The 23,444-nt window shown below is 73.5% G+C and carries 31 protein-coding genes; 16 read left to right on the top strand and 15 right to left on the bottom strand.

Translation table 11 applies throughout. The features are described 5' to 3' along the window. Positions 1-102 precede the first annotated feature (102 nt). The 3 genes from Pdca_RS01715 (at position 103) to Pdca_RS01705 (ending at position 1,576) form a co-directional block, all read left to right on the top strand. Positions 103-792, top strand: a complete 690-nt coding sequence (locus Pdca_RS01715) for a DsbA family protein (RefSeq protein ID WP_085911846.1) — start codon at positions 103-105, stop codon at positions 790-792. 107 nt (positions 793-899) lie between these two features. Next, on the top strand, positions 900-1,133 hold the full coding sequence (locus tag Pdca_RS01710; RefSeq protein ID WP_085911847.1) for a PTS sugar transporter subunit IIB: 234 nt from the start codon (positions 900-902) through the stop codon (positions 1,131-1,133). Further along, a complete protein-coding gene (locus tag Pdca_RS01705; RefSeq protein WP_085911848.1) occupies positions 1,130-1,576 on the top strand; it encodes a PTS sugar transporter subunit IIA in 447 nt (148 codons plus the stop codon). The genes Pdca_RS01710 and Pdca_RS01705 overlap by 4 nt, the downstream gene beginning before the upstream one ends. A gap of 95 nt (positions 1,577-1,671) precedes the next feature. Here the strand turns inward: Pdca_RS01705 and Pdca_RS01700 are convergent, their stop codons facing one another. Continuing rightward, entirely contained in the window at positions 1,672-1,878 is a 207-nt protein-coding gene (locus Pdca_RS01700) for a hypothetical protein (protein ID WP_125911201.1), read from the bottom strand. A 234-nt stretch (positions 1,879-2,112) separates the two neighbouring features. Here Pdca_RS01700 and Pdca_RS01695 point away from each other — a divergent pair, with 234 nt between their 5' ends. Further along, positions 2,113-2,973 (top strand): helix-turn-helix domain-containing protein, encoded by an 861-nt coding sequence (locus Pdca_RS01695; protein WP_158092099.1) that lies wholly within the window; start codon positions 2,113-2,115, stop codon positions 2,971-2,973. A 4-nt stretch (positions 2,974-2,977) separates the two neighbouring features. On the opposite strand, the gene Pdca_RS01690 is transcribed toward Pdca_RS01695, so the two are convergent. Both Pdca_RS01690 and Pdca_RS01685 read right to left on the bottom strand, forming a co-directional pair. Continuing rightward, complete coding sequence (locus Pdca_RS01690; protein ID WP_085911851.1) at positions 2,978-3,172, bottom strand: DUF397 domain-containing protein; 195 nt, start codon at positions 3,170-3,172, stop codon at positions 2,978-2,980. A gap of 264 nt (positions 3,173-3,436) precedes the next feature. Further along, positions 3,437-4,396, bottom strand: coding sequence for an EamA family transporter (locus Pdca_RS01685; RefSeq protein ID WP_085911852.1), 960 nt, complete (start codon positions 4,394-4,396; stop codon positions 3,437-3,439). A gap of 40 nt (positions 4,397-4,436) precedes the next feature. Between Pdca_RS01685 and Pdca_RS01680 the strand changes: the two genes are divergently transcribed. Then, positions 4,437-5,150, top strand: coding sequence for a CGNR zinc finger domain-containing protein (locus tag Pdca_RS01680; protein WP_232021372.1), 714 nt, complete (start codon positions 4,437-4,439; stop codon positions 5,148-5,150). Between the two features lie 4 nt (positions 5,151-5,154). Here Pdca_RS01680 and Pdca_RS01675 read toward each other — a convergent pair whose 3' ends face one another. Together Pdca_RS01675 and Pdca_RS01670 are read right to left on the bottom strand one after the other, a co-directional pair. Further along, positions 5,155-5,913, bottom strand: coding sequence for an alpha/beta fold hydrolase (locus Pdca_RS01675; protein ID WP_085911853.1), 759 nt, complete (start codon positions 5,911-5,913; stop codon positions 5,155-5,157). 76 nt (positions 5,914-5,989) lie between these two features. Continuing rightward, positions 5,990-6,937: a LysR family transcriptional regulator gene (locus Pdca_RS01670; RefSeq protein ID WP_085911854.1), complete on the bottom strand. Its 948-nt coding sequence runs from the start codon at positions 6,935-6,937 to the stop codon at positions 5,990-5,992. Positions 6,938-7,060: 123 nt separating this feature from the next. Here Pdca_RS01670 and Pdca_RS01665 point away from each other — a divergent pair, with 123 nt between their 5' ends. From Pdca_RS01665 to Pdca_RS01645, 5 genes are read left to right on the top strand one after another with little or no spacing between them, the layout of a single operon-like run. Further along, positions 7,061-7,381: a hypothetical protein gene (locus Pdca_RS01665; protein WP_085911855.1), complete on the top strand. Its 321-nt coding sequence runs from the start codon at positions 7,061-7,063 to the stop codon at positions 7,379-7,381. Beyond that, the gene (locus tag Pdca_RS01660) at positions 7,374-8,267 is read left to right on the top strand and encodes an AAA family ATPase (RefSeq protein ID WP_085911856.1); all 894 of its coding nucleotides are present in this window, start codon (positions 7,374-7,376) and stop codon (positions 8,265-8,267) included. Before Pdca_RS01665 ends, Pdca_RS01660 begins: the two co-directional genes overlap by 8 nt. Beyond that, a complete protein-coding gene (locus Pdca_RS01655) occupies positions 8,264-9,406 on the top strand; it encodes a vWA domain-containing protein (RefSeq protein WP_085911857.1) in 1,143 nt (380 codons plus the stop codon). The genes Pdca_RS01660 and Pdca_RS01655 overlap by 4 nt, the downstream gene beginning before the upstream one ends. A 20-nt stretch (positions 9,407-9,426) precedes the next feature. Then, on the top strand, positions 9,427-9,717 hold the full coding sequence (locus tag Pdca_RS01650; protein ID WP_085911858.1) for a hypothetical protein: 291 nt from the start codon (positions 9,427-9,429) through the stop codon (positions 9,715-9,717). After that, complete coding sequence (locus tag Pdca_RS01645) at positions 9,714-10,178, top strand: hypothetical protein (RefSeq protein WP_085911859.1); 465 nt, start codon at positions 9,714-9,716, stop codon at positions 10,176-10,178. The genes Pdca_RS01650 and Pdca_RS01645 overlap by 4 nt, the downstream gene beginning before the upstream one ends. A 189-nt stretch (positions 10,179-10,367) precedes the next feature. On the opposite strand, the gene Pdca_RS01640 is transcribed toward Pdca_RS01645, so the two are convergent. Genes Pdca_RS01640 through Pdca_RS01595 form a run of 10 tightly spaced genes read right to left on the bottom strand, consistent with a single transcriptional unit; the run spans position 10,368 to position 16,462 of the window. Next, on the bottom strand, positions 10,368-10,721 hold the full coding sequence (locus tag Pdca_RS01640) for a hypothetical protein (RefSeq protein ID WP_085911860.1): 354 nt from the start codon (positions 10,719-10,721) through the stop codon (positions 10,368-10,370). Continuing rightward, the gene (locus Pdca_RS01635; protein WP_232021371.1) at positions 10,721-11,038 is read right to left on the bottom strand and encodes a hypothetical protein; all 318 of its coding nucleotides are present in this window, start codon (positions 11,036-11,038) and stop codon (positions 10,721-10,723) included. The genes Pdca_RS01640 and Pdca_RS01635 overlap by 1 nt, the downstream gene beginning before the upstream one ends. 2 nt (positions 11,039-11,040) lie before the next feature. Then, the gene (locus tag Pdca_RS01630; protein ID WP_085911862.1) at positions 11,041-11,280 is read right to left on the bottom strand and encodes a hypothetical protein; all 240 of its coding nucleotides are present in this window, start codon (positions 11,278-11,280) and stop codon (positions 11,041-11,043) included. Next, on the bottom strand, positions 11,277-11,504 hold the full coding sequence (locus Pdca_RS01625; RefSeq protein WP_085911863.1) for a hypothetical protein: 228 nt from the start codon (positions 11,502-11,504) through the stop codon (positions 11,277-11,279). The genes Pdca_RS01630 and Pdca_RS01625 overlap by 4 nt, the downstream gene beginning before the upstream one ends. Further along, positions 11,504-11,785, bottom strand: a complete 282-nt coding sequence (locus Pdca_RS01620) for a hypothetical protein (RefSeq protein WP_085911864.1) — start codon at positions 11,783-11,785, stop codon at positions 11,504-11,506. The genes Pdca_RS01625 and Pdca_RS01620 overlap by 1 nt, the downstream gene beginning before the upstream one ends. A 10-nt stretch (positions 11,786-11,795) precedes the next feature. Next, entirely contained in the window at positions 11,796-12,380 is a 585-nt protein-coding gene (locus Pdca_RS01615) for an SRPBCC family protein (RefSeq protein WP_085911865.1), read from the bottom strand. A 3-nt stretch (positions 12,381-12,383) separates the two neighbouring features. Next, positions 12,384-14,768, bottom strand: a complete 2,385-nt coding sequence (locus Pdca_RS01610; RefSeq protein WP_085911866.1) for an aerobic carbon-monoxide dehydrogenase large subunit — start codon at positions 14,766-14,768, stop codon at positions 12,384-12,386. Positions 14,769-14,781: 13 nt separating this feature from the next. Beyond that, positions 14,782-15,306 carry a (2Fe-2S)-binding protein gene (locus tag Pdca_RS01605; RefSeq protein ID WP_085911867.1) on the bottom strand — a complete coding sequence of 175 codons (525 nt, stop codon included), beginning with the start codon at positions 15,304-15,306 and terminating at the stop codon, positions 14,782-14,784. Beyond that, a complete protein-coding gene (locus Pdca_RS01600) occupies positions 15,306-16,175 on the bottom strand; it encodes an FAD binding domain-containing protein (RefSeq protein ID WP_085911868.1) in 870 nt (289 codons plus the stop codon). The genes Pdca_RS01605 and Pdca_RS01600 overlap by 1 nt, the downstream gene beginning before the upstream one ends. A gap of 5 nt (positions 16,176-16,180) precedes the next feature. Next, entirely contained in the window at positions 16,181-16,462 is a 282-nt protein-coding gene (locus Pdca_RS01595; RefSeq protein ID WP_125911200.1) for a hypothetical protein, read from the bottom strand. A gap of 187 nt (positions 16,463-16,649) precedes the next feature. Here Pdca_RS01595 and Pdca_RS01590 point away from each other — a divergent pair, with 187 nt between their 5' ends. The 6 genes from Pdca_RS01590 to Pdca_RS01565 are packed head-to-tail and all read left to right on the top strand — an operon-like array spanning position 16,650 to position 23,440. Further along, positions 16,650-17,531: an FAD binding domain-containing protein gene (locus Pdca_RS01590; protein ID WP_085911870.1), complete on the top strand. Its 882-nt coding sequence runs from the start codon at positions 16,650-16,652 to the stop codon at positions 17,529-17,531. Positions 17,532-17,538: 7 nt separating this feature from the next. Then, positions 17,539-18,099 (top strand): (2Fe-2S)-binding protein, encoded by a 561-nt coding sequence (locus Pdca_RS01585; RefSeq protein ID WP_085912005.1) that lies wholly within the window; start codon positions 17,539-17,541, stop codon positions 18,097-18,099. Next, positions 18,084-20,462 (top strand): aerobic carbon-monoxide dehydrogenase large subunit, encoded by a 2,379-nt coding sequence (locus Pdca_RS01580; protein ID WP_085911871.1) that lies wholly within the window; start codon positions 18,084-18,086, stop codon positions 20,460-20,462. Before Pdca_RS01585 ends, Pdca_RS01580 begins: the two co-directional genes overlap by 16 nt. A gap of 5 nt (positions 20,463-20,467) precedes the next feature. Continuing rightward, positions 20,468-21,379, top strand: a complete 912-nt coding sequence (locus Pdca_RS01575; RefSeq protein ID WP_307724032.1) for an XdhC family protein — start codon at positions 20,468-20,470, stop codon at positions 21,377-21,379. Then, the gene (locus Pdca_RS01570) at positions 21,376-22,275 is read left to right on the top strand and encodes an AAA family ATPase (protein WP_085911872.1); all 900 of its coding nucleotides are present in this window, start codon (positions 21,376-21,378) and stop codon (positions 22,273-22,275) included. Before Pdca_RS01575 ends, Pdca_RS01570 begins: the two co-directional genes overlap by 4 nt. After that, entirely contained in the window at positions 22,268-23,440 is a 1,173-nt protein-coding gene (locus Pdca_RS01565; RefSeq protein ID WP_174824276.1) for a vWA domain-containing protein, read from the top strand. Before Pdca_RS01570 ends, Pdca_RS01565 begins: the two co-directional genes overlap by 8 nt. Positions 23,441-23,444 lie beyond the last annotated feature (4 nt).

Here is a 23,444-nt window from a genome sequence, read left to right as displayed (position 1 = left end):
AGGTCAAACCTCAGCCACCCGGGACCGCGGTACCCCGGGGCGTCGCCGAGCACAAGGGCCCAGTACAAACAGGGGTGTGACGACCACCCCCGAGGAGGACGGATGATGGCCGGAAAGAGGAGTGCGGGGAAGGGGAAGAACCCGCTCACCGCCAAGAAGGGGCCGTCCCAGGCGACGGTGCTCGGCATCATCGTGGTGGTCGCGTTCGCCGCTCTCGTCGGGTTCGGGGTGTACTGGAACAACAGCTCGTCCAGCACCCTGGTTCCGGCGAACGCGACGGCGGCCGGCGTGCCCACCGGCAACGCGGACGCACCGGCGACGGTCGACGTCTACCTCGACTTCCAGTGCCCGCACTGCAAGACCTTCGAGGAGCAGGCCGGCCCGACGCTGGAGGAGCTGCGCACCTCCGGGCAGGCCCAGGTCGTCTACCACCCGGTCGCCTTCCTGGACCGCGCGTCGAGCACCCAGTACTCGACCCGGGCCGCGGCCGCCGCCGGTTGCGCCGCGGAGGCGGGCGTCTTCCCGGAGTTCGAGCGGCTGCTCTACCAGAACCAGCCGACCGAGGGCGGCGCCGGACTGCCCAACGAGCAGCTCATCCAGCTCGGCCAGCAGGCCGGGGCCGGCCCGGACTTCGCCCCCTGCGTCGACGACCAGCGGTTCGCGCCGTGGAGCCAGCAGATCACCCAGCAGGCGCTGCGCGACAACGTTTCCGGCACGCCGTCGGTGAAGGTCAACGGCCAGGACGTCGAGGCCAGCCCGCAGGCCATCCAGCAGGCGGTCGCCGCGGGCTGAGCCCCACGGCGTGATCACGGACCGGGCCGCCGCGCCCGGTCCGTGATCGTTCCCCGGAGTGCCGCACGACCGGCACTCCTCCTCCGGCACGACGGGAAGGCGACGTGATGGCGGACCAGAGGGCCGGGGCGATCCTGGCGGGCCTCGGCGGAGCGACGAACGTCGTCGAGATCGAGGGCTGCATCACCCGGCTGCGGACCGAGGTCCGCGATCCCGCGCTGGTCGACCGCGCGGCGCTGCAGAAGCTCGCGCACGGCGTGGTCGTGTCCGGGACGGTCGTGCAGGTCGTCGTCGGGCCGGAAGCGGACATGATCGCCGACGACATCGCGGACCTGCTGTGACCCTGTACGTCGCCGCGCCCGTGGCCGGCCGGGTCGTGCCGCTCCCGGACGTTCCCGATCCGGTGTTCGCCGAACAGATGCTCGGTTCCGGTCTCGCGATCGAGCCGCCGAGCGGGTCGGTGCACGCCGTCGCCCCGATCGCCGGGACGCTGGCGAAGCTGCACCCGCACGCCTACGTGGTCGTCGGCGACGACGGTGCGGGCGTCCTGGTGCACCTCGGCATCGACACCGTCGGCCTGGCCGCCTTCACGCTGCACGCCGGGGAGGGCGACTCCGTCGGCGTCGGGCAGCCCGTCGTCACGATGGACGCGGACCTGGTGCGCGGGCACGGGCTGTCCGCGATCTGCCCGGTGGTGCTGATGGACTCCCTGCCGGACGGCACCCACGCGCACGCGACGGGCGACGTCCGGCCGGGTGATCCGCTCTTCAGCTGGGACGGCTGAGCGACCGCACCACCGTCGGCGACCAGCCACGCCTCACCTGCGCGGCGAGCACCGCGCCCGGCCCGCCTCACCTGCGCCGGCGGACAGTGCGCGGCTCACCTGCGCAGCGGGCAGTCGGCGCACAGGTCGTCGGGTTCGAGCGGGCGCCGTTCCCCCTGGCGCTCCTCCCGGGCGGCGCGGCGCTGCTCCGCCACCCGCCTCCACTCACGGCGCTGTCCCTCGGTGTCCAGGGACGTGCCGATCAGGAGGGCGAACCAGAGCATCAGGACGAGGCCGCCACCGGCGACGAGGTAGGTGGTCATCGGGACCACCCCCGCTCGCGGACGGACGGGCCATGGTGCCGGGAACTGACTGTGGTGCCGTCATGGTCGTGCATGGCGCACCCCCTTCAGCGGCTGTTGCCGCTGCTCAGGATCAGGAGCACAGTATGCGGTGCGAACGACCGCCTGCACCAGACCAGATGCAATTTCGAACCCATGCAATTGCACGGGGCTGGCCGGTACCATGATCCTAGGTCCGGGCGTGGAGGAGTGGACATGACCGTCACACACGGCCCCGTCGTGATCCGGCGGCGCCTCGGTCACGTCCTCAAGCGGCTGCGCAGCGACCGGAACCTGCAGCTCGCCGAGGTGGCGAGGCGCCTCGAGATCTCGCCGTCGAAGCTCAGCCGGATCGAGACCGGTGCGGTCGAGCCGAAGTTCCGGGACGTGCGGGACCTGCTCGACATCTACGAGGCACCCGTCGAGCAGCGGGACCGGGTGCTGGACTGGGCGACCGAGGCGAAGTCACCGGGGTGGTGGCAGCCGCTCAGCGCAGTGGTGGCCGGAGCGGATCTGGACCTGCTGCTCTCCCTGGAGACCGAGGCGCGCGCGAAACGCACCTTCTCGATCCCGGTCGCGGGCCTCCTGCAGACCGAGGCGTACGCCCGGGATCTGCTCGCCGTCACGCAGCCGAACCTGCCGGCCGGTGAGATCGAGCGTCTGGTCGAGATCAAGATGCGCCGCCAGGACGTGATCGAACCTGCCCGCACCGACGCGCCCCCGCTCGACGTCCATCTCGTACTCGACGAGGTCGCACTGCACCGCGTGACCGATCCGGAGATCGCCCGGGGCCAGATCCGCACTCTGCTGGCCCGCGCGGCGCAGCCGAACGTGACGCTGCAACTGCTCCCGTTCACGGCCGGATGGACGCGCGCGACGAGCACGTTCTCGATCTTCGACCCGCGCGATCCCGACAACGACTGGCCGGTGGTGAACGTCGAGAGCACGGAGAACGACATGTACTACGACACCGAGCCGACCGTGGCGAGCTACGAGGAGGTCTGGCGCAACGTGCTCGCGAACGCCCTCGATCCGGAGGCCACCCGGCAGGAGCTGCTGGACCGCCTCGCCGACTGAGGAGTCAGCCGCGCAGGCGCTGCACGTCGAACTCGCCGTTGCGCACGCCGGCGACGAAGGCAGCCCACTCGTCGTCGGTGAAGCTCACCTCGGCACCGCTCACGGTCGACCGGACGACCACACCGTCCGCGGGCGCCGCGACGGCAACGCATTCGCCGCCGTAGCAGAAGGAGCTGGTGACGAACCGGTTCTCGGACAACGACGACCTCGATCTCGCTGGACCTACGGGGAGCGGCGAAGTCCGGCCCGCACCCGACCCGAGCAGCGACGACGCTGCGGGACAGTGTGCTCCGGAACACCGGTGGCGGCACAGTAGTGCACCCCGATCGTGGGGCGATCAGGCACCCCGCGGGCCGGGTTCGCACCTCTTCGCTGCGCTTCACACCCCCCGCAGCGGGTGTGAAGCGCAGCGAAGGGGTGTGAAGCGGCGGCGAGTGCAGCCGGCACGAGGCCGGGGCGTCGCTCAGCCCTCCACCGCCACCTCGCTCGGTGTCGCGGCCGCCCGATTCTCCGCCCGCCGGATGAGCACGATCCCGCCGAGGATCAGCACGCCGCCCAGCAGCTGCATCAGCGTCGGCTGCTGCGCCACCAGCAGCCAGGCCGCGAGCACCCCGAACAGCACCTCGGACAGTCCCACGAACGACGCGACCCGGGTGTCGAGGCGCCGGATCGCCAGGATCCCGGTGACGTAGGGCAGCGCCGTCGCGAGCAGGACCAGCATCCCGAGCAGCAACACCCAGTCGAGCTCGGCACCACCGAGCGTCCCGACCGGGGCACCGGTCTTCCACGGGGTGATCCCGAGCAATCCGGTGACGGTCAGCGAGACCGCGCCGACGATCATGCCGCCGGAGATCATCAGCAGCGGCGGGACCTGGCCCTCGCGGTTCCCCCCGGGCAGCGCGAAGTAGACGCAGACGCACACCGCCGAGGCGAGGCCCCACAGGATCCCGACCAGCTCGACGCGCTGCGGCCCGAACGGGTCGACGACGAACACCAGCCCGGCGAGCGCGACCAGGCAACCGGCGAGGGTGATCGCCGACGGGGTGCGCCGGGTGGTGATCCAGGTCCAGCCGACCAGCAGCACCGGGGCGAGGAACTCCAGCAGCAGCGCCACCCCGACCGACAGGTACTCCAGGGCGTGGAAGAAGCAGAGCTGCACGCCGGCCACCGCGAACAGCCCGAAGATCACGATCTTGCGCCGGGCCGCCCGGTCCGGCCGGTGCCTGCGGGCCAGCACCACCGCCACCGGCAGGAGCAGCAGCGCGGCGCCGGCGATCCGCATCAGCGTGGTGAGGCCCGGCGACCAACCCGCTTCCAGGAAGGCGGACCCGAGCGGGCCGGAGAATCCGTACGCGGCCGCCGACACCAACGCCCACGCGAGTCCGCGGACCAGGTGGTCCCGTGTCACGACCGAAGTACTCATAGACTCCTGACACTAGGAACCGATGATGTCAGGGGTCAACATGGAATTCGCCCATGACACCCAGGTCGTACTCGCGGCGGCGGCGTCGCTGGTGAACACCGGGCTGACCGATCCGGACGTTCTGGGCGACGCGGCGCTGTTCGAGACCTGGATGGACGGGCAGCCCTACACCGGCGAGCGCGCAGGCACCGACGAGGAGCGGGCCGCCGTCCGGGCGCTCCGGGAGCGGCTCGTCGCACTCTGGCCGCCCGGCTCCGGCCCGGCCACCGACGCCGACGCAGCCACGACCGCCGCCACGGATACCGGCGCCGCAGACACAGACGCAGCCACAGAGGCGGCCACAGAGGCAGCCGCAGACACGGCCGCCGCCCGAGCCGCAGCCGCCGGCGCGGACACAGCCGCGACCGCCGAGGGACCCGATCGCGATCGCACCGTCGAGCTGGTCAACACGATCCTCGCCGAGACCGACGCCCGCCCCCGGCTGGCCCGGCACGACGGCTGGGACTGGCACCTGCACGTCACGCCGCGCGAGGCGCCGCTGGCCGACCGGATGGGCGCCGAGATCGCGATGTCGATCGTCGAGCTGGTCCGTGGCGACGACCTGTCCCGGCTGCGCCGGTGCGCCGGCGAGGACTGCGACGCCGTCCTGGTCGATCTGTCACGGAACCGCTCGAAGCGCTTCTGCGACACCGGCAACTGCGCGAACCGCGCGCACGTGGCCGCCTACCGGGCCCGGCGGGCGAGCCGCGCGTGAGCGCTCACCCGCGCGTCAGGTGCCGCTCGAGCAGCGCGTTCACCTCGTCGGGCCGCTCGTAGTTGAGCAGATGCGCCGAGTCGGCGACCTCGGCGTACTCGGCACCGGGAACCGCGTCGGCGATCTCGCGCAGCAGCGCCGGCGGCGTCGCCGGGTCGTCGGCACCGGCCACGACGAGCGCCGGGACCGACACCGAGGCCAGCTCGGCCCGGATGTCGAAGGCGCCGACCGCGGCGCAGCAGGCCGCGTAGCCGCCGGGCTCGGTGGCGCGCAGCATGTCGAGCAGCCGCTTCTCCCCCGCCGGGTCGCGGCGCGCCCAGTCCTCGACGTACCAGGTGCCGGGCCGGGACGCGACCATCGCCTCGGTGCCCTGCTCACGCACCGTCGCCGCGCGCTGCGGCCAGGCCTCCGGGTTCGGGAACCGGGCGGCCGTCGCCAGCACCGCAACACTGCGGACCCGCTCGCCGCCGTGCACGCCGAGCCACTGCCCGATCGCGCCGCCGATCGAGACGCCCACGTAGTGGAAGTCGGTGTCCCCGACGGCGGCCAGCGCGCCCCCGGCGAGATCGGCGATCGTCAGGTCGTCGGTGACGTCCGGTGATCCGCCGTGCCCCGGCAGGTCGAAGCGCACGCAACGGAACCGGTCGGACAGCGCAGCCACCTGGGCGTCGAACAGGTGCAGGTCGGTGCCCAGCGACGGACCGAACAGGACGACCGGTGCCGATTCGGGGCCGTCGGCGACGTGATGCAGTTCCAGTGCCATGCCCCCCATCGTGCCCTCCCGGCGGACGGCCGCGCCCTCGAGACCCGGGAGCGGTCCACCCCGGGCCTGCGGACCCTCAGTTCCAGATCGTGACGTAGACCGGCGGCCGGAACCGCGACGGCGACACCCCGGCTCCCGGCTCCCGGAGCAGCCGCATGGCCTCCGGGGTGCTGAGGAAGTTCCGCAGTGACCCGGCGCCGGCCGAGCGCCGGTCGATCGGCAGCATCGTGACGAACCAGACGACCTCCATCGGGGTCCCCGGCACGTCCAGCGGCACCAGCTCCCGGCGGCGGGTGCGGTGCACCGCCAGGTGCGCCAGCGACGGGGTGACGCCCGCCCCGCCCGCGGCGGCGTCCCAGGCGGCGGTCTGGTGCGGGAACACCCGCATCCGCGACTCCGGCACTCCGAGCGCGCGCAGCAGCCGCGCGACGTCGCTGCCCGGGTCGGTCGCGTCCGCGTCGACCAGCCACGGCCACTGCCGGGGCGAGCCGCGGAACCGGGCGCCCGGCGCGCCCAGCACCACCATCCGGCTGCGGAAGACCGGTTCGCTGACCAGCGGGATCCCCCGCTGCCCGGAGAGGTCCGGACCGAGCGCGGCGTCCGCCAGCCGCTGCGAGACCAGCGCCGCCATCTCCGAGGTGACGGCCACGCCGACCGACACCTCCACGGTTCCGGACGAGCGGGCCCCGAACGCGTCGGCCAGCGGTCCGCCGGCGAATTCGACGACCGTGTTCGACCCGATCAGCCGCAGCGGCTCCGGGGCCCCGTTCGCCGAGCGGACGGCCGCCTCCGCCTCCGCCCCGAGCGCCACCATCTGGGCGGCGATGGTGAGCAGCCGGTTCCCGCCCGCGGTCATCACCATGCCGGTCCCGCCGCGGGTCAGCAGCGGATCACCGAGGTACTTGCGCAGTGCCGCGATCGCCTGCGAGACAGCGGGCTCACTCACCGAGAGCGCGTCGGCGGCGGCCTTCACCGAGCCCAGTCGGGCCACCAGGACGAACGCGGACAACTGCGTCAACGTCATGCCGGTCAGTCTGGACCCCTGCCCGGGTCGAGCACACCTAAGTGATCGGTTATCTGCCGCTGGTCGTGCTCCGCCGGGTGCACGACGATGGGCTCCGCTGCAGGGACGCAGGAGGGAGCGGGCATGTCGTCGACGGACCACACGCACACCGGGCAGGAGGCCCGTTCACTCGAGGTGCTCCGCGACATCTGGTCGGCCAATGCGCGCACCGGTGACGAGATCGAGGACCAGCTGCGCGGGAACCGGCCCAAGGTCTGCCGCAACATGCGCTCGATCGGGTTCGGCGGGATGGACCCGGAGGTCGTCGCCCCCGGTGAGGGCACGAACACCCCGGTGGACACCGACATCCGCAGCGCCTGGCGGGCGACGCTGGAGCGCGAGGGCAAGCTGCATCCGCGGGGCACCGTCGTGGGCGAGCCGTTCGAACCGCGCACCGATGGCTGAACCCGCGACCTCGCCCGGCGCGCCCGGATCGGTGGCCGGGCTGACCGGCCTGCTGCGCGACGGCGGCTACCTGGCCGATCGTGGGCTGGCCACGGCCGTGCACGTGGCCCTGTCGCTGCGCAGGCCGATCCTGCTCGAGGGCGAGGTCGGCGTCGGTAAGACCGAGCTGGCCAAGACCCTCGCGACGGTGCTCGGGCGCCGGTTGATCCGGCTGCAGTGCTACGAGGGCATCGACACCGGCCAGGCGATGTACGAGTGGGACTACGCCCGTCAGATGCTCTACATCCGGGCGATGAGCGAGCGGGACGCGGCGTCACCCGGTGAGGTCGTCTCGGCGCTGTTCGGGCCCGACTTCCTGGTCGAACGACCGTTGCTGGACGCGGTGCGGGCCGGTTCCGGGGCGGTCCTGCTGATCGACGAGATCGACCGCGCCGACGACGAGTTCGAGGCGTTCCTGCTGGAGCTGCTCGCCGAGTTCCAGGTGACGATCCCGGAGATCGGCACGATCCGCAGCACCGATCCGCCGCTGGTGCTGCTCACCTCGAACCGGACCCGCGAGCTGCACGACGCGCTCAAGCGGCGCTGCCTCTACCACTGGCTCGGCTACCCCGACGCCGAACGCGAGATCGAGATCGTGACGGTCCGCGAGCCCGGTGTCCCGGTCGAGCTGGCCCGCAAGGTGGTGGCCGCGGTGCACCGGCTGCGCGAGCTGGACCTGGCCAAGCCGCCGGGGGTCGCCGAGAGCATCGACTGGGCCAGGACCCTGGCCTTCCTCGGCGAGGACCTCGATCCGGACGGCGCCGATCTCACGCTGGGCTGCGTCGTCAAGGACCACGACGACGCCGAGCTCGTCCGCAGCAGGCTCGACGACCTGACCGCCGGATGAGCGGAGCCGGGACGGACCTGGTCCGGGTGCTCGTCGCGTTCACCCGGCGGCTGCGTGCCGAGGGGATCCCGGCCGGCTCCGGCGACCTGCTGACGTTCACCAGGGCGGCGGCCGTGCTCGACCCGACCGATCTGACCGACCTGTACTGGGCGGGGCGGGTCTGCCTGGTCACCCGGCGCGAGCATCTGGCCGTCTACGACCGGGTGTTCGCCGCGTTCTTCCTGGACCGCTCCGATCCGGTCGACGAGCTGGTCCGGGTGCACGCGGGCGCCACCGCCGCCACCGACTCGGCCGTGCAGATCCCGGCCGCCGAGCCCGGCGACGACCGCGAGGAGGACGAGGCCGCCCGGCTCGGGCCGGTCGCGTCGAACGTGGAGCTGCTGCGCACCCGGTCGTTCGCCACCTGCACCGAGGACGAGCTGGCCGCGATCCGCCGGATCATGGCGGCGGTCCGGCTGTCCCCGCCGCGGCGGCGCACCCGCCGGACCCGCCCGGCCCGCACCGGGCCCGTCCCGCATCTGCGCGCCACGCTGCGGCGCAGCATGCGCTCGCAGGGGATCCCGATCGAGCCCGCCTGGCGGCGCCGCCGGATGCGGACCCGTCCGCTGGTGCTGCTGCTGGACGTCTCCGGGTCGATGGCCGACCACTCGCGGGCGCTGCTGCAGTTCGCCCACGGCACCCAGCACGCCGCCCGGTCGCTGTTCCGGGTCGAGGTGTTCTGCTTCGGCACCCGGCTCACCCGGCTGACCGCCGCGCTGCGCACCCGGCGTCCGGACGACGCCCTGCGACGGGCGGCCGACGAGGTCGTCGACTGGGAGGGCGGGACCCGGATCGGCGACGCGGTGGACGAGTTCGTCCGCAGGCACGGCCGGCGTGGTCTCGCCCGCGGCGCGGTCGTCCTGATCTGTTCGGACGGCCACGACCGCGGTTCGCCGGCCGTGCTGTCCGCGGCGATGGAACGCCTGGCCCGGCTCTGCCACCGGGTGGTCTGGGTCAGCCCGCACCCGGCTGCGGTGGACGGGCACGGCCCCGTCCCGGTGGGCATGATGGTGGCCGAACCGCACGTGACCGCCGTGGTGGCGGGTCACGACCTGCGCAGCCTGGAGCGGCTGGCCGAGCTGCTGCCGACGCTGCGATGACCGGAACGAGGAGCCGGGACGTGCACTGGAGCGTGAGCATCCGGACCCAGGGCGATCGGACGATCACCCACGACGAGGTGCTGCGGCTGGCCGACGCCGTCGCGGCGCACCGGGGCGTGGCCAGCGGTATCGGCACCCCGGGTTACGGCGCGCAGATCGTGGTCACCGCCGACGACGAGGAGCAGGCGCTCCGGCGGGGCCGGGAGGTGTTCGCCGAGGTCGTCGAGCGGGCCGGGTTGCCCGCCTTCGAGGTCGTCGGGGTGGACGCGGTGAGCGAGGAGGACGACGCGAACCCGGATCCGCTGCCGTGATCAGGCTCGGCTCGCTCGCCGGATACGCCTTCTCCGGCCCCCGGCTGCTCGGCGGATGGACCCCGCCGCCGCTGCCCGCGGTGTACGCGATCCTCTACCGGCCGGATCCCGATCGGGAACGGTTCGCGGTGACCTGGGTCGGGCACAGCGAGGACCTGAGCGCGGAGGGCCTGCCGTTCCGGCACCGGCGCAGCCCCTGCTGGGTGCAGCGGGCCGGATCGAAGTGGGCACTGCACATCGCGACCCTGGAGGTGCCGGGCGGCGGGCCGGGGCACCGCAGGGCGATCGCCGAGGAACTGATCGGGATGTACGAGCCGCGCTGCAACACCGAGCGGTTCGATCCGTCGTGGCGAGCCGAGTGGATCGGCGAGTACTCCGACGCGCCGTCCACCGCGCCGCTGCCCGCGCCGCAGCTCCGGAGCCCGGCCGCGGACACCGACGGGGCGCCCGGGGCGGGATGACCTCCTCGCGGGTTTCCGCTCACCAGGTGAGCGGAAACCCGCGAACAGAGTCCCGTGGGGCCGGGCCCCGGGCGGGCAGCGGCGGACAGCAGTCCGGGGCGGGGCGGGCCGGGCTCAGCCGATTCCGGCCCGGGCGGGCGATACCCGTATGGGCAGCGCCCCGGCCCGACCACCGGCACCGGCCCACTCTCACCCGGCCGGGCGGTACCCGACGGCGGCGGTGAGCCGGGAGCGGCGCCGGCCGGACGCGGGCACGGCGACCGCCGGGCGCTCCGGGACCGGGCTCGCGCCGCGCACGATCTCCTCGGCGAACCCGTAGAGCAGCGGCAGCGCCCCGGCGACCGTCCCGGCCGAGCGGTTGACGTGCCCGAGCCCGGGGCCGATCCGCTCGGCGTCGGCGTCGATCCGGCGGACCGACTCCGAGCACTCCTCCAGGATGGTCGCCACCCTGCCCAGCAGGGTGCCGACCCAGGCCAGGTAGAAGGCGAGTCCCGCGATCAGCGCGACGACCGCGAGCACCGACAGCACGATGAGCAGGGTCATCACCGACCACCTCCGTTCGTCACCGCGGCGGACCGGTCCAGCGGGACGCGGCCCAGGAACAGGTGGTGTGCCAGGCCCTCGGCCAGCACCCGGTCGACCGCGTCACCGGTCTGCGGGATCAGCGTCGTCGACGCCGTGTTCCCGGTGATCGCCTGCAGGGTGTCCCGGATCCCGGCGACCCGTCGCTCGATGATCTTCACGAACCACACCAGCAGGCTGAGCAGCGCCGCGACCGCGAGCACCACCACGAATCCGGCGATGACCGCGATCCACCACGCGGTGATCTCCTCCGACGACATTCCAGCCGCTCCGGTCATCCTCAGCCTCCCAGTCGCCCGCGACCACGCCGCAGCCCTGCGGTGATCACGTCGGCGTGCTCGACGGTCGTGGCCAGGTCGGCCAGCGGCCGGGTGTTCCGTTCGGCGTCCTGCAGTGCGGCGTCGATCGCCGGTGCCTGCTTCCCGATCCGGTGCGCGAGCACCAGGATCGGGACGACCAGTGCGACCACCACCAGGACCACCGCGATCCCGATGGCGAACCCGACGTACCAGCCGGTCATACCGACTCGCAGAAGTCGCGGACCGGCTTGAGCTCGGCGTTCACCGATCCGACCACCGCGGGAACGGTGGCGGTGGACACGGCGATCGCACGGACTCCCCCGGTCAGGTCGGCAAGCGTCCGGCTGACGTGACGCAGGTGCAGGATGACCCGGAGCAGGCCGATCCCGGTGACGGCGATGATCAGCGCCGCGATGATGAGTGTCGCCCAGGCGGCAGCGGGCATCAGGGGGTCCCTTCTCGTTCGGGGGCGCTCGGCAGCAGCGTCGCGACGCTGCCGGCGTAGCGGGTGGCGCCGGTCGCCACCTGCGCCACCGTCGCGTCGGTGGTGGCGAGCAGCTCCGGGACGGGTTCGAGCCGCCCGGCGAGCCGCACACCATCGGCCAGGATGTCGTCGGCGGCCCAGCGGATCCGCTCGACCGCGGCGAGCACGCGGTTGAGCAGCGCCACGACCACCGGGAACACGACCAGCAGCAGGATCGCGTTCCCGATCCACCAGAGAGTCATCGTCGTCCTCCTAGGAATGTCCGGGTCGGGTGCTCGGCCCGAAGAAGCGGCGCAGCACCCGCTTGAGCGCCATCACGGCGGCCGCGACGCCGATGCTCAGACCGCTCGCGGGTTTCGCCCGGACGGCGGTGGCCGTCCCCCCGCCGCCGCTGTTGATCTTCGCCTCGACGCAGTCGGCGAAGCTGCGCATCAGCACCCCGGAGACGTCGGCGATCATGCCGCGGCCGAACTGGGCCGCGGCACCGGAGACCTGCAGGTCCTGGGCGACCGAGACCTCGGTCCGCCCACCGGTCCCGGTGGACAGCCGCATGGTCATCGTCATGTCGGCGGTGCCCTTGCCCTTGTCCTCGGAGCCCGAGGCGTGCAGCACCAGGCGCCGCCCCGCCTCGTCGGCCTCGACGAGCTCGGCGACGCCGGTGAAACGCAGTGCGACCGGCCCGAGCCGGGTCACCACCTTGCCCTCGTAGCGGTCGTCGCCGAAGTCCCGGGTGAGCTCGGCCCCCGGCAGGCAGGGGACGAGGCCCGGCAGGTCCTGCAGTTCGGCCCAGACCCGGTCGGCCGGGGCGGCCACGGTGAAGCTGTTCTCGATCAGCACGGCTCAGTCCCCCTTCACCGGCGGTGCACCGGAGTAGTCGTGCCCGGTACGCAGCGCCTCCCAGACCCGGTCGGGCAGCAGCGGCATGTCGACGTTGCGGACCCCGGTGTGCCGGATCGCGTCGTGCACGGCGTTGACGAACGCGGCCGGGCCGCCCACCGTCGCGCACTCCCCGATGCCCTTGGCACCGATCGGGTGGTGCGGGCACGGGGTGACGACCTCGTGCAGCTCGAAGCCGGGTGTCTCCCAGGCGGTGGGCAGCAGGTAGTCCATGAAGTTCGAGCCGACGATGTTGCCCTCGGCGTCGTAGGTCTGGAACTGCATGCTGGCCATCGCGTAGGCCTCGGTCAGCCCGCCCATGATCTGTCCCTCGACGATCATCGGGTTGATCCGGACGCCGCAGTCGTCGACCGCGACGAACCGCAGCACGTCCCACACCCCGGTCTCCGGGTCGACCTCGACGATGGCGATGTAGCAGGCGAACGGCCAGGTCAGGTTCGGCGGGTCGTAGTAGGCGTTGCCCTCCAGGCCGGGCTCCATGCCGTCCGGCATGTTCGTGTACGCCGCGGCCGCGCACTCCTGGATGGTCACCCCGCGCTCCGGCGCGCCGCGCACGTGGAACCGGCCGAGCTCCCACTCGACGTCCTCCTCGGACACCTCCAGCAGGTGTGCGGCGAGCTTGCGCGCCTTCGCCCGGATCTTGCGCGACACCATCGACACCGCGGCCCCGGCCACCGGGGTGGAGCGCGACGCGTAGGTGCCCATCCCGTACGGCGCGGTGTCGGTGTCACCCTCCTCGACGACCACGTCGTCGGCGGGCAGCCCCAGCTCGTGCGCGACGATCTGCGCCCACGTCGTCTCGTGCCCCTGGCCCTGGCTGCGGGCACCGGTGCGGAGCATCGCCTTGCCGGTCGGGTGCACCCGCAGCTCGGCGGAGTCGAACATCTTGATGCCGAGGATGTCGTACTCGCGGCTGTTGCCGGCCCCGAGCGGCTCGGTCATGGTCGAGATGCCGATCCCGAGCAGCCTCCCGCGCGCGCGGGCCGCGGCCTGTTCGGCGACGAAGTCCTGGTAGCCGATCGCATCCAGGCCCAGCTGCAGGCACTTGCCGTACTGCCCGGAGTCGACCAGGAACCCGAACGGCGTCCTGGCCGGGAACGCGTCGTCGTGCAGCAGGTTGATCCGGCGGAACTCGGCCTGGTCCATGCCCAGGTCGTCGGCCGCGGCCTGGACCATCCGCTCCTGGAAGTACATCGCCTCGGTGACCCGGAACGAGCACCGGTAGGCGACGCCACCGGGTGCCTTGTTCGTGTAGGCCCCGTGCGCGCTGATGTGCCCGACCGGGACGTCGTAGCAGGCGAACGCCGAGTGCAGCAGGCCCACCTTGAACTTGCTGGGCTGGGCGTCGGCGAAGAACGCGCCCTGGTCGGTGGTCACGTGCATCCGGACGCCGAGGATCCTCCCGTCGCTGCGCAGCGCGAGCTCGCCGTCGAGGTACATGTCGCGGCCGAACCCGGTGGAGCTGAGGTTGCTCGACCGGTCCTCGACCCACTTGACCGGTTTCCCGGTGAGGATCGAACAGAGGATCGAGCACACGTACCCCGGATAGACCGGGACCTTGTTGCCGAACCCGCCGCCCAGGTCCGGCGAGATCACCCGGATCATGTGCTCGGGCAGCTCCGCGACCAGCGCCACCGCGGAGCGGATGATGTGCGGGGCCTGCGAGGTCATGTAGATCGTGAGCTTGCCGGTCGCCACGTCGAAGTCGGCGATCGAACCGCACGGCTCCAGCGGGGACGGGTGGCTGCGCGGATAGTGCAGCGACAGCGTCGACACCGTGTCCGCCTCGGCGAAGGCACGCTCGGTCGCCGCGGCGTCGCCGACGTCCCACCGGTAGGTCAGATTGTCGGTCTGGCCCTCCTTGTCGTCCCGGATCACCGGGGCGCCGGGTTCCATCGCCTGCTTCGGGTTGACCACCGGCGGCAGCGCCTCGTACTCGACGACGATCGCCTCCACCGCGTCCCGCGCGATGTAGGGATCGTCGGCGACCACGCAGGCCACCTCCTGGCCCTGGAAGCGCACCTTGTCGGTGGCCAGGACCGCCTGGGTGTCGTAGGACAGCGTCGGCATCCAGGCCAGGTTGCGCTGGGCCGCCATCTCCCCGGTCAGCACCAGCCGCACACCCGGGATCGCCCACGCGGCGGAGGTGTCGATGCTGGTGATCCGGGCGTGCGCCAGCGGGCTGCGCAGGATCTCCATGTGCAGCATGCCGGGCAGCACCACGTCGTCGACGTAGGTGCCGCGGCCGCGGATGAACCGGGCGTCCTCGGCCCGTCTGCGGCTCGCCCCGAGACCGCCGATCCTGACCTCGTCCAGTGTGTCGGTCATGGTCGTCGTCCCCTCAGCCGGCCGCGCCGGCGCGCTGCTTCTCGGCCGCCCAGAGCACGGCCTTGACGATGTTCTGGTAACCGGTGCAGCGGCAGAGGTTGCCCGACAACGCCCACCGGACGTCCTCCTCGGACGGATCCGGATTGCGGCGCAGCAGCTCCGTGGCGGCGAGCATCATGCCCGGCGTGCAGAACCCGCACTGCAGGCCGTGCTCCTCCCGGAACCCCTCCTGGATCGGGTCGAGCTCGCTGGGCGTGCCCAGCCCCTCGACGGTGGTCACCTCGTGCCCGTCGGCCTGGACGGCCAGCATCGTGCAGGACTTGACCGGCTCGCCGTCGTAGAGCACGGTGCACGCCCCGCAGTTGGTGGTGTCGCAACCGATGTGGGTTCCGGTCAGACCGAGTCCCTGGCGCAGCAGGTGCGCCAGCAGCAATCGCGGCTCGATCTCGGCCGAATGCGGTTCACCGTTGACCGACAGCGTGATCCGGCGCTGTTCCACGCCGTCCTCCTTGGTGGTTCGGGTGTTCTGGATGCTCATCAGGCGGCCATCCCGGCCGGCGCGAACCCGGCCAGCGCACGCCGGGTGAAGGTCGCGACGACGTGGCGCTTGTACCCGGCGCTGCCCCGGTGGTCGCTGCGCGGACGGGCGATGCCCGCGGCGAGCTCGGCGGCCCGCTCCACCGCCTCGGGCTCCAGCCGGGTACCGATCAGCGCCGCGGCGGCGTCGGTCGCGGTCAGGGTGGTCGCGCCGACCCCGGTGAGCGCGAGCCCGGCCCGGGTGACCCGGCCGTCGTCGGCGATCTCCAGCGCGACCGCGAGGCCCGCGGTGGCGAAGTCACCGACCCGGCGCTCCAGCTTCAGGAACGCCCCGTACCGGGTGTCGCGGGCCGCGGGCACCCGGGCGGCGACGGCGATCTCGTCGTGCTCGAGTGCGTTCTGGAACGGTCCGGTCGCGAACTCCCCGACCGGGATCCGGCGCTCGCCGCGGGTGCTGCGGGCGACGACCTCCCCGTCGAGGGCGATCATCGCCGCGGCCCAGTCGCCCTGCGGGTCGGCGTGACACAGCGACCCGACCAGGGTGCCGCGGCTGCGCACGATGGGATCGGCGACCAGCGGCGCGCAGGCGGCCATCGTGGGATACCGGCCGGGCAGCAGCTCGGAGCGCTCCAGGTCGACGTGCCGGCACAGCGCGCCGATCTCCAGCGCGCCGTCCGCGGTCTCCCGGTGGTGCCCCAGCCCTGGCAGGCCGTTGATGTCGACGAGCAGCGCCGGCTGGGCGAACCGGAGCTTGATCAGCGGGATCAGGCTCTGCCCGCCGGCGAGGACCTTCGCGTCGTCGTCGGCGAGCAGCGCGAGCGCCTCGTCCAGCGTCCGGGGTGCCTCGTAACGGAAGCGTGGTGGGTACACGGCGTCTACTCCTCGTGCCCGGCGCGCCGGGTGGGTCGGTCGAGTCCGGGATCCGGCGGTTCGGGGATCGCCACCGGCCCGGCATCGTCCTCCGGATCGGGTCGTGGGTGCTGGTGCGGGGGCCACGGGCCGGCCACCGGCTGGCCCGCCACCTTCATGAACTCGACCACCGCGGGGAAGGCGAAGACGGTCGGGCTCGCACCGGGGTCCGGGGAGCCCGGCGGCGCGCCGAACAGCTCGGCCATCCGGGGGTTGCGGTGGCTCCCGTCATCGGGTTCCGTCGTCATCGTCGGTCCCGCCCTTCCGGCGCGCGTACGTCATGATCAGCGGCACTCTGCCCGGACGTGGCCCAGAGCACACCCGGCTCTTAAGCGAAGGCTTAAGGTCACTTGCTCCGCGATGTGGCCGGGGACACGATGGCGCGGTACGCGCCGTCCCACCCGATCGCCACCGCACCGAGCCGGAGCCGTCCCGATGCAGGTCCCCGCCCATTTCGAGTACCGCAGGGCCACCGACGTCGATCATGCCGTCGCGCTGCTCGGCCGCTTCGGCCCGGAGGCCAGGGTGGTCGCGGGCGGGCACAGCCTGATCCCGATGATGAAGCTCCGGCTCGCCCAGCCCGAGCTGCTCGTCGACATCAACGAGCTGACCGAGCTGTCCGGGGTCCGGCTGCACAACGGGCCGGACGGGCCGGAGCTGCGGATCGGCGCGCTCACCCGGCACGCCGAACTGCTGGACTGCGCGCTCGTCGGCGAGCACGCGGCGATGCTGCACGACGCGGAACGGGTGATCGCGGATCCGGTGGTGCGCAACCGCGGGACCGTCGGCGGGTCGATCTGCCAGGCGGACCCGTCCGAGGACCTCTCCGGTGCCTTCACCGCGCTGCGCGCGGTCGCGGTGATCCGCGGCGCCGACGGCGAGCGCACGGTGCCGGTGCGGGAGTTCTTCCACGGCCCCTACGAGACCGCGGTGGGGCCGGCCGAGGTGCTGGTCGAGCTGCGGGTACCGGTCCGCGCCGGCAGCGGCAGCAGCTACCTCAAGGTCGACCGCAGGGCCGGTGACTGGGCGGTCGCCGCGGCCGGTGCCGTGCTGAACCTGCAGAACGGCCGGGTGACCGCGGCCGGTCTGGGCCTGACCGCCGTCGGCGCGCCCGGCTTCGGCGCCCCCGACGCCGAGGAGTACCTGCTCGGGCGGAGCACCGACGCCGGGACCTTCGCCGAGGCGGGCCGGATCGCGGCCCGGGCCTGCCGGCCGGTGGCCGACCAGCGCGGCCCGGTCGACTACAAGCTGCACCTGGCCGCCGAGCTGACCGCCAGGGCCCTCACCGCGGCGGCCGCGCGTGCCGCGGACCGGTGAGCCGGCCGTGCAGATCCGGGTCAGTGTGAACGCCGCCGAGCGGGTGCACGAGGTCGAGGCGCGGCTGTTGCTGGTGCACCTGCTGCGCGACGAGCTCGGCCTGACCGGCACCCACTGGGGCTGCGACACGTCCAACTGCGGGGCGTGCACCGTGTGGCTCGACGAGGTGCCGGTGAAGTCGTGCACCGTGCTCGCGGTGATGGCCGACGGGCACCGGGTGCGCACCGTCGAGGGTCTGGAGGGCCCTGGCGGCCTGGACCAGATACAGCAGTCGTTCATCGAGTGCCACGGTCTGCAGTGCGGCTTCTGCACGCCCGGGATCCTGATGACCGCCCGGTGGCTGCTGGACCGGGTGCCGGACCCGACCGAGCAGGAGATCCGGGAGACGATCAGCGGGCAGGTGTGCCGGTGCACCGGCTACGAGAACATCGTCCGGTCGGTCCGGCACGCGGCCGAGTCCGAGCAGGCCGGGTGGTCCGACGCCGAGCAGGCCGGCCGGTCCGAGGCCGGGCAGTCCGCGTGGTCCGAGCAGGCTCGGACCGGGCAGTCCGGGTGGGCCGCGTCGTGACGCCGGTCGGGTTCGGTCCGCTGCGGCGCAAGGAGGACCTGCGGCTGGTCCGCGGCCGGGGCCGGTTCGTCGACGACATCGCGCTGCCCGGGATGCTGCACGGCGCGATCCTGCGCAGCCCGTACGCGCACGCCCGGATCGTCTCGGTCGACACCAGCGCGGCCGAGTCGCACCCGAAGGTCAGGGCGGTGCTCACCGGGGCGGACCTGGCCGCCCGGGACATGGCCTGGATGCCGACCGCGTCGCACGACGTGGCAGCGGTGCTGGCCTGCGAGAAGGTGCACTTCCAGGGCCAGGAGGTGGCGTTCGTCGTCGCCGAGGACCGGTACGCGGCGCGCGACGCGCTCGCCCTGATCGAGGTCGAGTACGAGCCGCTGCCGGCCGTCGTCGACGCCCGGACCGCGCTCGATCCGGACGCCCCGCTGGTCCGCGACGAGCAGCCCGGATGCACCGACAACCACATATTCGACTGGGAGAGCGGGGACGCCGCCGCCACCGACGCGGTGTTCGCCGCCGCCGAGCACGTGTCGGACTGCGACCTGGTGTACCCACGGGTGCACCCGGCGCCCCTGGAGACCTGCGGGATCGTCGCCGACGCCGACCGGATCGAGGGCCGGCTCACCGTGCACGCCACCACCCAGGCGCCGCACACCCACCGGGTGCTCTACTCCCGGATCGCCGGGGTGCCCGAGCACCGGATCCGGGTGGTCGCGCCCGACATCGGCGGCGGCTTCGGGAACAAGGTCGCGATGTATCCGGGGTACCTGTGCGCGGTCGTCGCGTCCACCGTCACCGGGCGCCCGGTGAAGTGGGTCGAGGACCGCTCGGAGAACCTGATGGCGTCGTCGTTCGCCCGCGACTACCACATGCGCGGCGAGATCGCGGCGACCCGCGACGGCCGGATCCTCGCCGTCCGGGTCCGGGTGCTCGCCGATCACGGCGCGTTCAACGCGACCTCCCAGCCGTCCCGGTTCCCGGCCGGGTTCTTCGGCGTCTTCACCGGCTCCTACGACCTGCGGGCGGCGCACTGCCGGGTCACCGGCGTGCACACAAACAAGGCGCCCGGCGGGGTCGCGTACGCCTGCTCGTTCCGCATCACCGAGGCGTCCTACCTGGTGGAACGCCTGGTCGACGTGCTCGCCCACGATCTCGGGCTGGATCCGGCCCGGCTGCGGATGGACAACCTGCTGCGCGCCGAGCAGTTCCCGCACCCGACGCCGACCGGCTGGGAGTACGACTCCGGCGACTACCCGGCGACGCTGCGCCTCGCGCTGGAGATCGCCGGCTACGACGAGCTGCGGGCCGAGCAGGCCGCCACCCGGGCGGAGTACGAGCGCACCGGCCGGGGACGGCTGCTCGGGATCGGCCTGAGCTTCTTCACCGAGGCGGTCGGTGCCGGGCCGCGCCGGACGATGGACATCATGGGCCTGGGCATGGCCGACGGCGCCGACCTGCGGGTGCACCCGTCCGGCGGTGCGGTGCTCGCCGTGTCCTGCATGAGCCAGGGCCAGGGACACGAGACCACGTTCGCCCAGATCATCGGACACGAGCTCGGCATCCCGGCGGACCAGGTGCAGGTCGTGCAGGGTGACACCGACCGGACGCCGTTCGGGCTGGGCACCTACGGCTCGCGGTCGACCGCGGTGTCCGGGGCCGCCACCGTGGTCGCGGCCCGGCGGGTACGGGAGCGGGCCCGCCTGGTGGCCGGCGCGATGCTGGAGATCGACCCGATCGATCTGGAGTGGGTGCCCGGCCGCTGGCAGGTCCGCGGCGATCCCACCGCGGGTGCCTCGCTCACCGAGATCGCCGCCGCGGCGCACTCCGGCCTGGAGCTGCCCGACGGTGTCGAGGGCCACCTGGACGCGTCCTGTGTGTACAACCCACCGAACCTGACGTTCCCCTGCGGCGCCTACCTGTGCGTGGTGGAGGTGGATCCGGTGACCGGGGAGGTCCGGGTCCGCCGGTTCGTCGCCGTCGACGACTGCGGGGTGCGGATCAACCCGATGATCGTGGCCGGGCAGGTGCACCGCGGCCTGGCCGACGGCATCGGGATGGCGCTGATGGAGCTGATCACCTTCGACCCGGACGGCAACCACCTCGCCGCCTCGTTCATGGACTACCTGCTGCCCACCTCGATGGAGTGCCCGTCCTGGGAACTGGGAGAGACCGTGACACCCTCACCGCACCATCCGATCGGCGCCAAGGGCGTCGGTGAGTCCGCCACCGTCGGGTCCCCGGCGGCCGTCGTCAACGCCGTGCTCGACGCGATCGGTGTCCGGCACGCCGACATGCCGCTGACGCCCGCGCAGGTGTGGCGGGCCGTGCAGGGCCGTCCGCTGCGTCCCGACCTGGCGATCCGGTGAGCCCGGTGACCAGCGGCGAGATGCTGGAACGGGTCAACGACCTGCGCGCGCACCGGACACCGTTCGTGCTCGCCACCGTGGTCCGCGCCGAACGCCCGACCAGCGCGAAGCCCGGCGACCGTGCGGTCGTGCTGGCCGACGGCACGATCGACGGTTTCGTCGGCGGATCGTGCGCCGAGTCGACCGTCCGGTCGGAGGGGCTGCGGCTGCTGCAGGCCGGCGAGTCCGGGCTGCTCCGGATCACCCCGGACGGCGGCGACGGCGGCGATCCGGTCGAGGGGCTGCGCACCGTCGGCAACCCGTGCCTGTCCGGCGGGACCCTGGAGATATTCCTGGAGTCGATCGTCCCACCGACCACGGTCACCGTGCACGGCGAATCCCCGGTGGCTCGCGCACTGGCCCGGGTGGGCCGCAGCCTGGAGTTCGAGGTCACCACCTGGTCGGCGCCCGAGCCCTCGGTCGCAGCGGACACCGCGGGGGTCGTCGTCGCCTCGCACGGCCGCGACGAGATCCCGGTGCTGCGCGCGGCGCTGGCCGCAGGCGTGCCCTACGTCGCCGTCGTCGCGAGCCGGCGCCGGGCGGACGCCGTCCGCGCCGAGCTGGTCGCCGCGGGCGTCGACGAGCAGGACGTCGCCCGGCTGCACGGCCCGGCCGGGCTGGACCTCGGGTCGCGCACCGCCCCCGAGATCGCGCTGTCGGTGTTCGCCGAGCTGCTGGCCGGGCGGGCCACCGCGACACCCGCGCCCACCCCGGCGGTCACCGTCACGCCGGGTACCGCGGTCGATCCGGTGTGCGGCATGTCGGTCACCGCCGCGCCCCCGACGCTGTCCGCCGAGCAGGACGGGACGATGCACTGGTTCTGCTGCGACGGCTGCCGCCGGGCTTTCCTGGCCGGTTCCGGCGGGGCAGCCGGATGAGCACGCCACCGCCGGGCCCCGGGCCGCCGGACGACGTCGACCGGCTCCGCGCCGACCTGGACGCGGCCGGCTACCTGGCCGACGGCCCACTGGGCACCGCGATGTTCCTGGCCGTCCGGATGCGCCAGCCGCTGCTGCTCGAGGGTGAGCCCGGCGTCGGCAAGACGCACGCCGCGCGGGCACTCGCCGAGGTGCTGGACACCCCGCTGCTGCGGGTGCAGTGCCACGAGGGGATCAGCGCGGCCGAGGCGCTCTACGAGTGGAACTACCCGCGCCAGCTGCTGTCCATCCGGCTCGCCGAGTCCCGCGGGGAGCATCTGCGCGACGACGACCTGTTCACCCCCGAGCACCTGCTGGCCCGGCCGCTGCTCGCCGCGGTCGAGCATCCCGGCCCGCAGCCGGCGGTGCTGCTGATCGACGAGATCGACCGGGCCGACGACGAGTTCGAGGCGTTCCTGCTCGAGCTGCTCGCCGAGGGATCGGTGACGATCCCGGAGCTGGGGACGCGGCGGGCCCGTGTGCCGCCGGTCGCCGTCCTCACCTCGAACCGGACCCGGGACCTGCACGACGCGCTGAAGCGCCGCTGCCTCTACCACTGGATCGCCCATCCCGCCCCGGAGCGGGTCGCCGAGATCGTCCGGCGCCGGGTGCCGGGTGCCGCAGCGCCGCTGCCCGAGCAGGTCGCGATCGCGGTGCACCGGTTGCGACGGCTGGACCTGCAGAAACCGCCGGGGGTGGCGGAGGCGGTGTCCTGGGCGACGGCGCTGCACGTGCTGGGCCGGTCCGGGCTGGACACCGCGGCCGCCGAACGGACGCTCGGAGCGGTCGTCAAGTACGAGGAGGACACCGAGACGGTCCGGGCGGCCGGGCTGTCCGAGCTGGTCACCGGTGGCTGAGCCGGAACAGCCCGACGTCGCGACGCTCGCCGCGCGACTGGGGGCGGCCTGCCGTGCGGCCGGGCTGCCGGTCGGCCCGGACCGGGCCGCACGGTTCGCCGCGGCGCTGGCCGAACTCGCTCCGGTGACGGCGGAGCGGTTCCGGGACTGCGCCCGGGCGACCCTGGTCGCCGATCCGGCGGACCTGGCCGTCCTGGACCGGGTGCTGGCCGGGGCGGGCGACCAGCCGGACGTGCCCGGGCGGGACCCGGCGGCCCAGGACGCGGCCGGACGACCGGACGGGTCGGGCCCGTCCCGGTCCGGGCCGGCGGGTGCATCCGGCCGGCGGACCGTCCGGACCGGCAGGCAGGCGCCCGCACCGGTGTCCGCGACCGTGGCCATGACGGCGAGCCCCGCGGAGCGGCTGGCCGAGCGGCCCTTCGACGAGCTGACCCCCGAGGAGCTGGCCGGGCTCGCCGCGGCGATGGCCGCGTTCCGGCTGGTCACCCCGTCGCGGCGGAGCCGGCGGACGCGGCCGCACCGGCGTGGGCGGGAGATCGATCTGCAGGCCACGCTGCGCGTCGCCCGGCGCACCGGCGGTGATCCGGCCCGGCCGGTACGCCGGGCCCGGCAGCTCCGGCCGCGCCGGCTCGTGGTGCTCTGCGACGTGTCCGGATCGATGGAACCGTGGACGCGGATGCTGCTGCAGCTGCTCTGGTGCGCGCGGGCCGGGAGCCGGGCCGAGGTGTTCGCGTTCGCCACCAGACTGACCCGGCTGACCGCCGCGCTGGGCCGCGGCACCCCGGCCGTCGCACTGGACCGGGCCGCCCGCGCGGTGCGGGACCGCTCCGGCGGGACCCGGATCGGCGACGCGCTGGCGTCGTTCCTGGACGGTCCGGGTGCCCGTGGGACGGCCCGCGGGGCCGTCGTGCTGGTCGTGTCCGACGGCTGGGAGACCGGCGACCCGGAGCGGCTCGGACGGCAGATGGCCCGGTTGTCCCGGCTCGCCCACCGGATCGTCTGGTGCAACCCGCGGACCAGGGTGCCGGGTTACCGGCCGCTCGCCGGTGGGATGGCGGCGGCCTGGCCGTACTGCGACGAGATCGTCAGCGCGCACAGCCTGGACGCGCTGGGGGAACTGCTGGCCGCGCTGGCCGCGCCGCGCCCGGCCCGCCGGGGTCGCTGACCGC

The organism is Pseudonocardia autotrophica (assembly GCF_003945385.1).
GTDB lineage: Bacteria > Actinomycetota > Actinomycetes > Mycobacteriales > Pseudonocardiaceae > Pseudonocardia > Pseudonocardia autotrophica.
Note: the sequence above shows the minus strand (reverse complement) of the source record. Positions and strands in the feature narration are given on the sequence as shown.

Bases quoted from the DNA above. Each gene is read 5' to 3' on its own strand.
- Pdca_RS01715 (WP_085911846.1), top strand. From the start codon at position 103: ATGATGGCCGGAAAGAGGAGTGCGGGGAAGGGGAAGAACCCGCTCACC.
- Pdca_RS01710 (WP_085911847.1), top strand. From the start codon at position 900: ATGGCGGACCAGAGGGCCGGGGCGATCCTGGCGGGCCTCGGCGGAGCG.
- Pdca_RS01700 (WP_125911201.1), bottom strand. From the start codon at position 1,878: ATGACCACCTACCTCGTCGCCGGTGGCGGCCTCGTCCTGATGCTCTGG.
- Pdca_RS01695 (WP_158092099.1), top strand. From the start codon at position 2,113: ATGACCGTCACACACGGCCCCGTCGTGATCCGGCGGCGCCTCGGTCAC.
- Pdca_RS01685 (WP_085911852.1), bottom strand. From the start codon at position 4,396: ATGAGTACTTCGGTCGTGACACGGGACCACCTGGTCCGCGGACTCGCG.
- Pdca_RS01680 (WP_232021372.1), top strand. From the start codon at position 4,437: ATGGAATTCGCCCATGACACCCAGGTCGTACTCGCGGCGGCGGCGTCG.
- Pdca_RS01675 (WP_085911853.1), bottom strand. From the start codon at position 5,913: ATGGCACTGGAACTGCATCACGTCGCCGACGGCCCCGAATCGGCACCG.
- Pdca_RS01670 (WP_085911854.1), bottom strand. From the start codon at position 6,937: ATGACGTTGACGCAGTTGTCCGCGTTCGTCCTGGTGGCCCGACTGGGC.
- Pdca_RS01665 (WP_085911855.1), top strand. From the start codon at position 7,061: ATGTCGTCGACGGACCACACGCACACCGGGCAGGAGGCCCGTTCACTC.
- Pdca_RS01660 (WP_085911856.1), top strand. From the start codon at position 7,374: ATGGCTGAACCCGCGACCTCGCCCGGCGCGCCCGGATCGGTGGCCGGG.
- Pdca_RS01655 (WP_085911857.1), top strand. From the start codon at position 8,264: ATGAGCGGAGCCGGGACGGACCTGGTCCGGGTGCTCGTCGCGTTCACC.
- Pdca_RS01640 (WP_085911860.1), bottom strand. From the start codon at position 10,721: ATGACCCTGCTCATCGTGCTGTCGGTGCTCGCGGTCGTCGCGCTGATC.
- Pdca_RS01635 (WP_232021371.1), bottom strand. From the start codon at position 11,038: ATGACCGGAGCGGCTGGAATGTCGTCGGAGGAGATCACCGCGTGGTGG.
- Pdca_RS01630 (WP_085911862.1), bottom strand. From the start codon at position 11,280: ATGACCGGCTGGTACGTCGGGTTCGCCATCGGGATCGCGGTGGTCCTG.
- Pdca_RS01625 (WP_085911863.1), bottom strand. From the start codon at position 11,504: ATGCCCGCTGCCGCCTGGGCGACACTCATCATCGCGGCGCTGATCATC.
- Pdca_RS01620 (WP_085911864.1), bottom strand. From the start codon at position 11,785: ATGACTCTCTGGTGGATCGGGAACGCGATCCTGCTGCTGGTCGTGTTC.
- Pdca_RS01610 (WP_085911866.1), bottom strand. From the start codon at position 14,768: ATGACCGACACACTGGACGAGGTCAGGATCGGCGGTCTCGGGGCGAGC.
- Pdca_RS01605 (WP_085911867.1), bottom strand. From the start codon at position 15,306: ATGAGCATCCAGAACACCCGAACCACCAAGGAGGACGGCGTGGAACAG.
- Pdca_RS01595 (WP_125911200.1), bottom strand. From the start codon at position 16,462: ATGACGACGGAACCCGATGACGGGAGCCACCGCAACCCCCGGATGGCC.
- Pdca_RS01590 (WP_085911870.1), top strand. From the start codon at position 16,650: ATGCAGGTCCCCGCCCATTTCGAGTACCGCAGGGCCACCGACGTCGAT.
- Pdca_RS01570 (WP_085911872.1), top strand. From the start codon at position 21,376: ATGAGCACGCCACCGCCGGGCCCCGGGCCGCCGGACGACGTCGACCGG.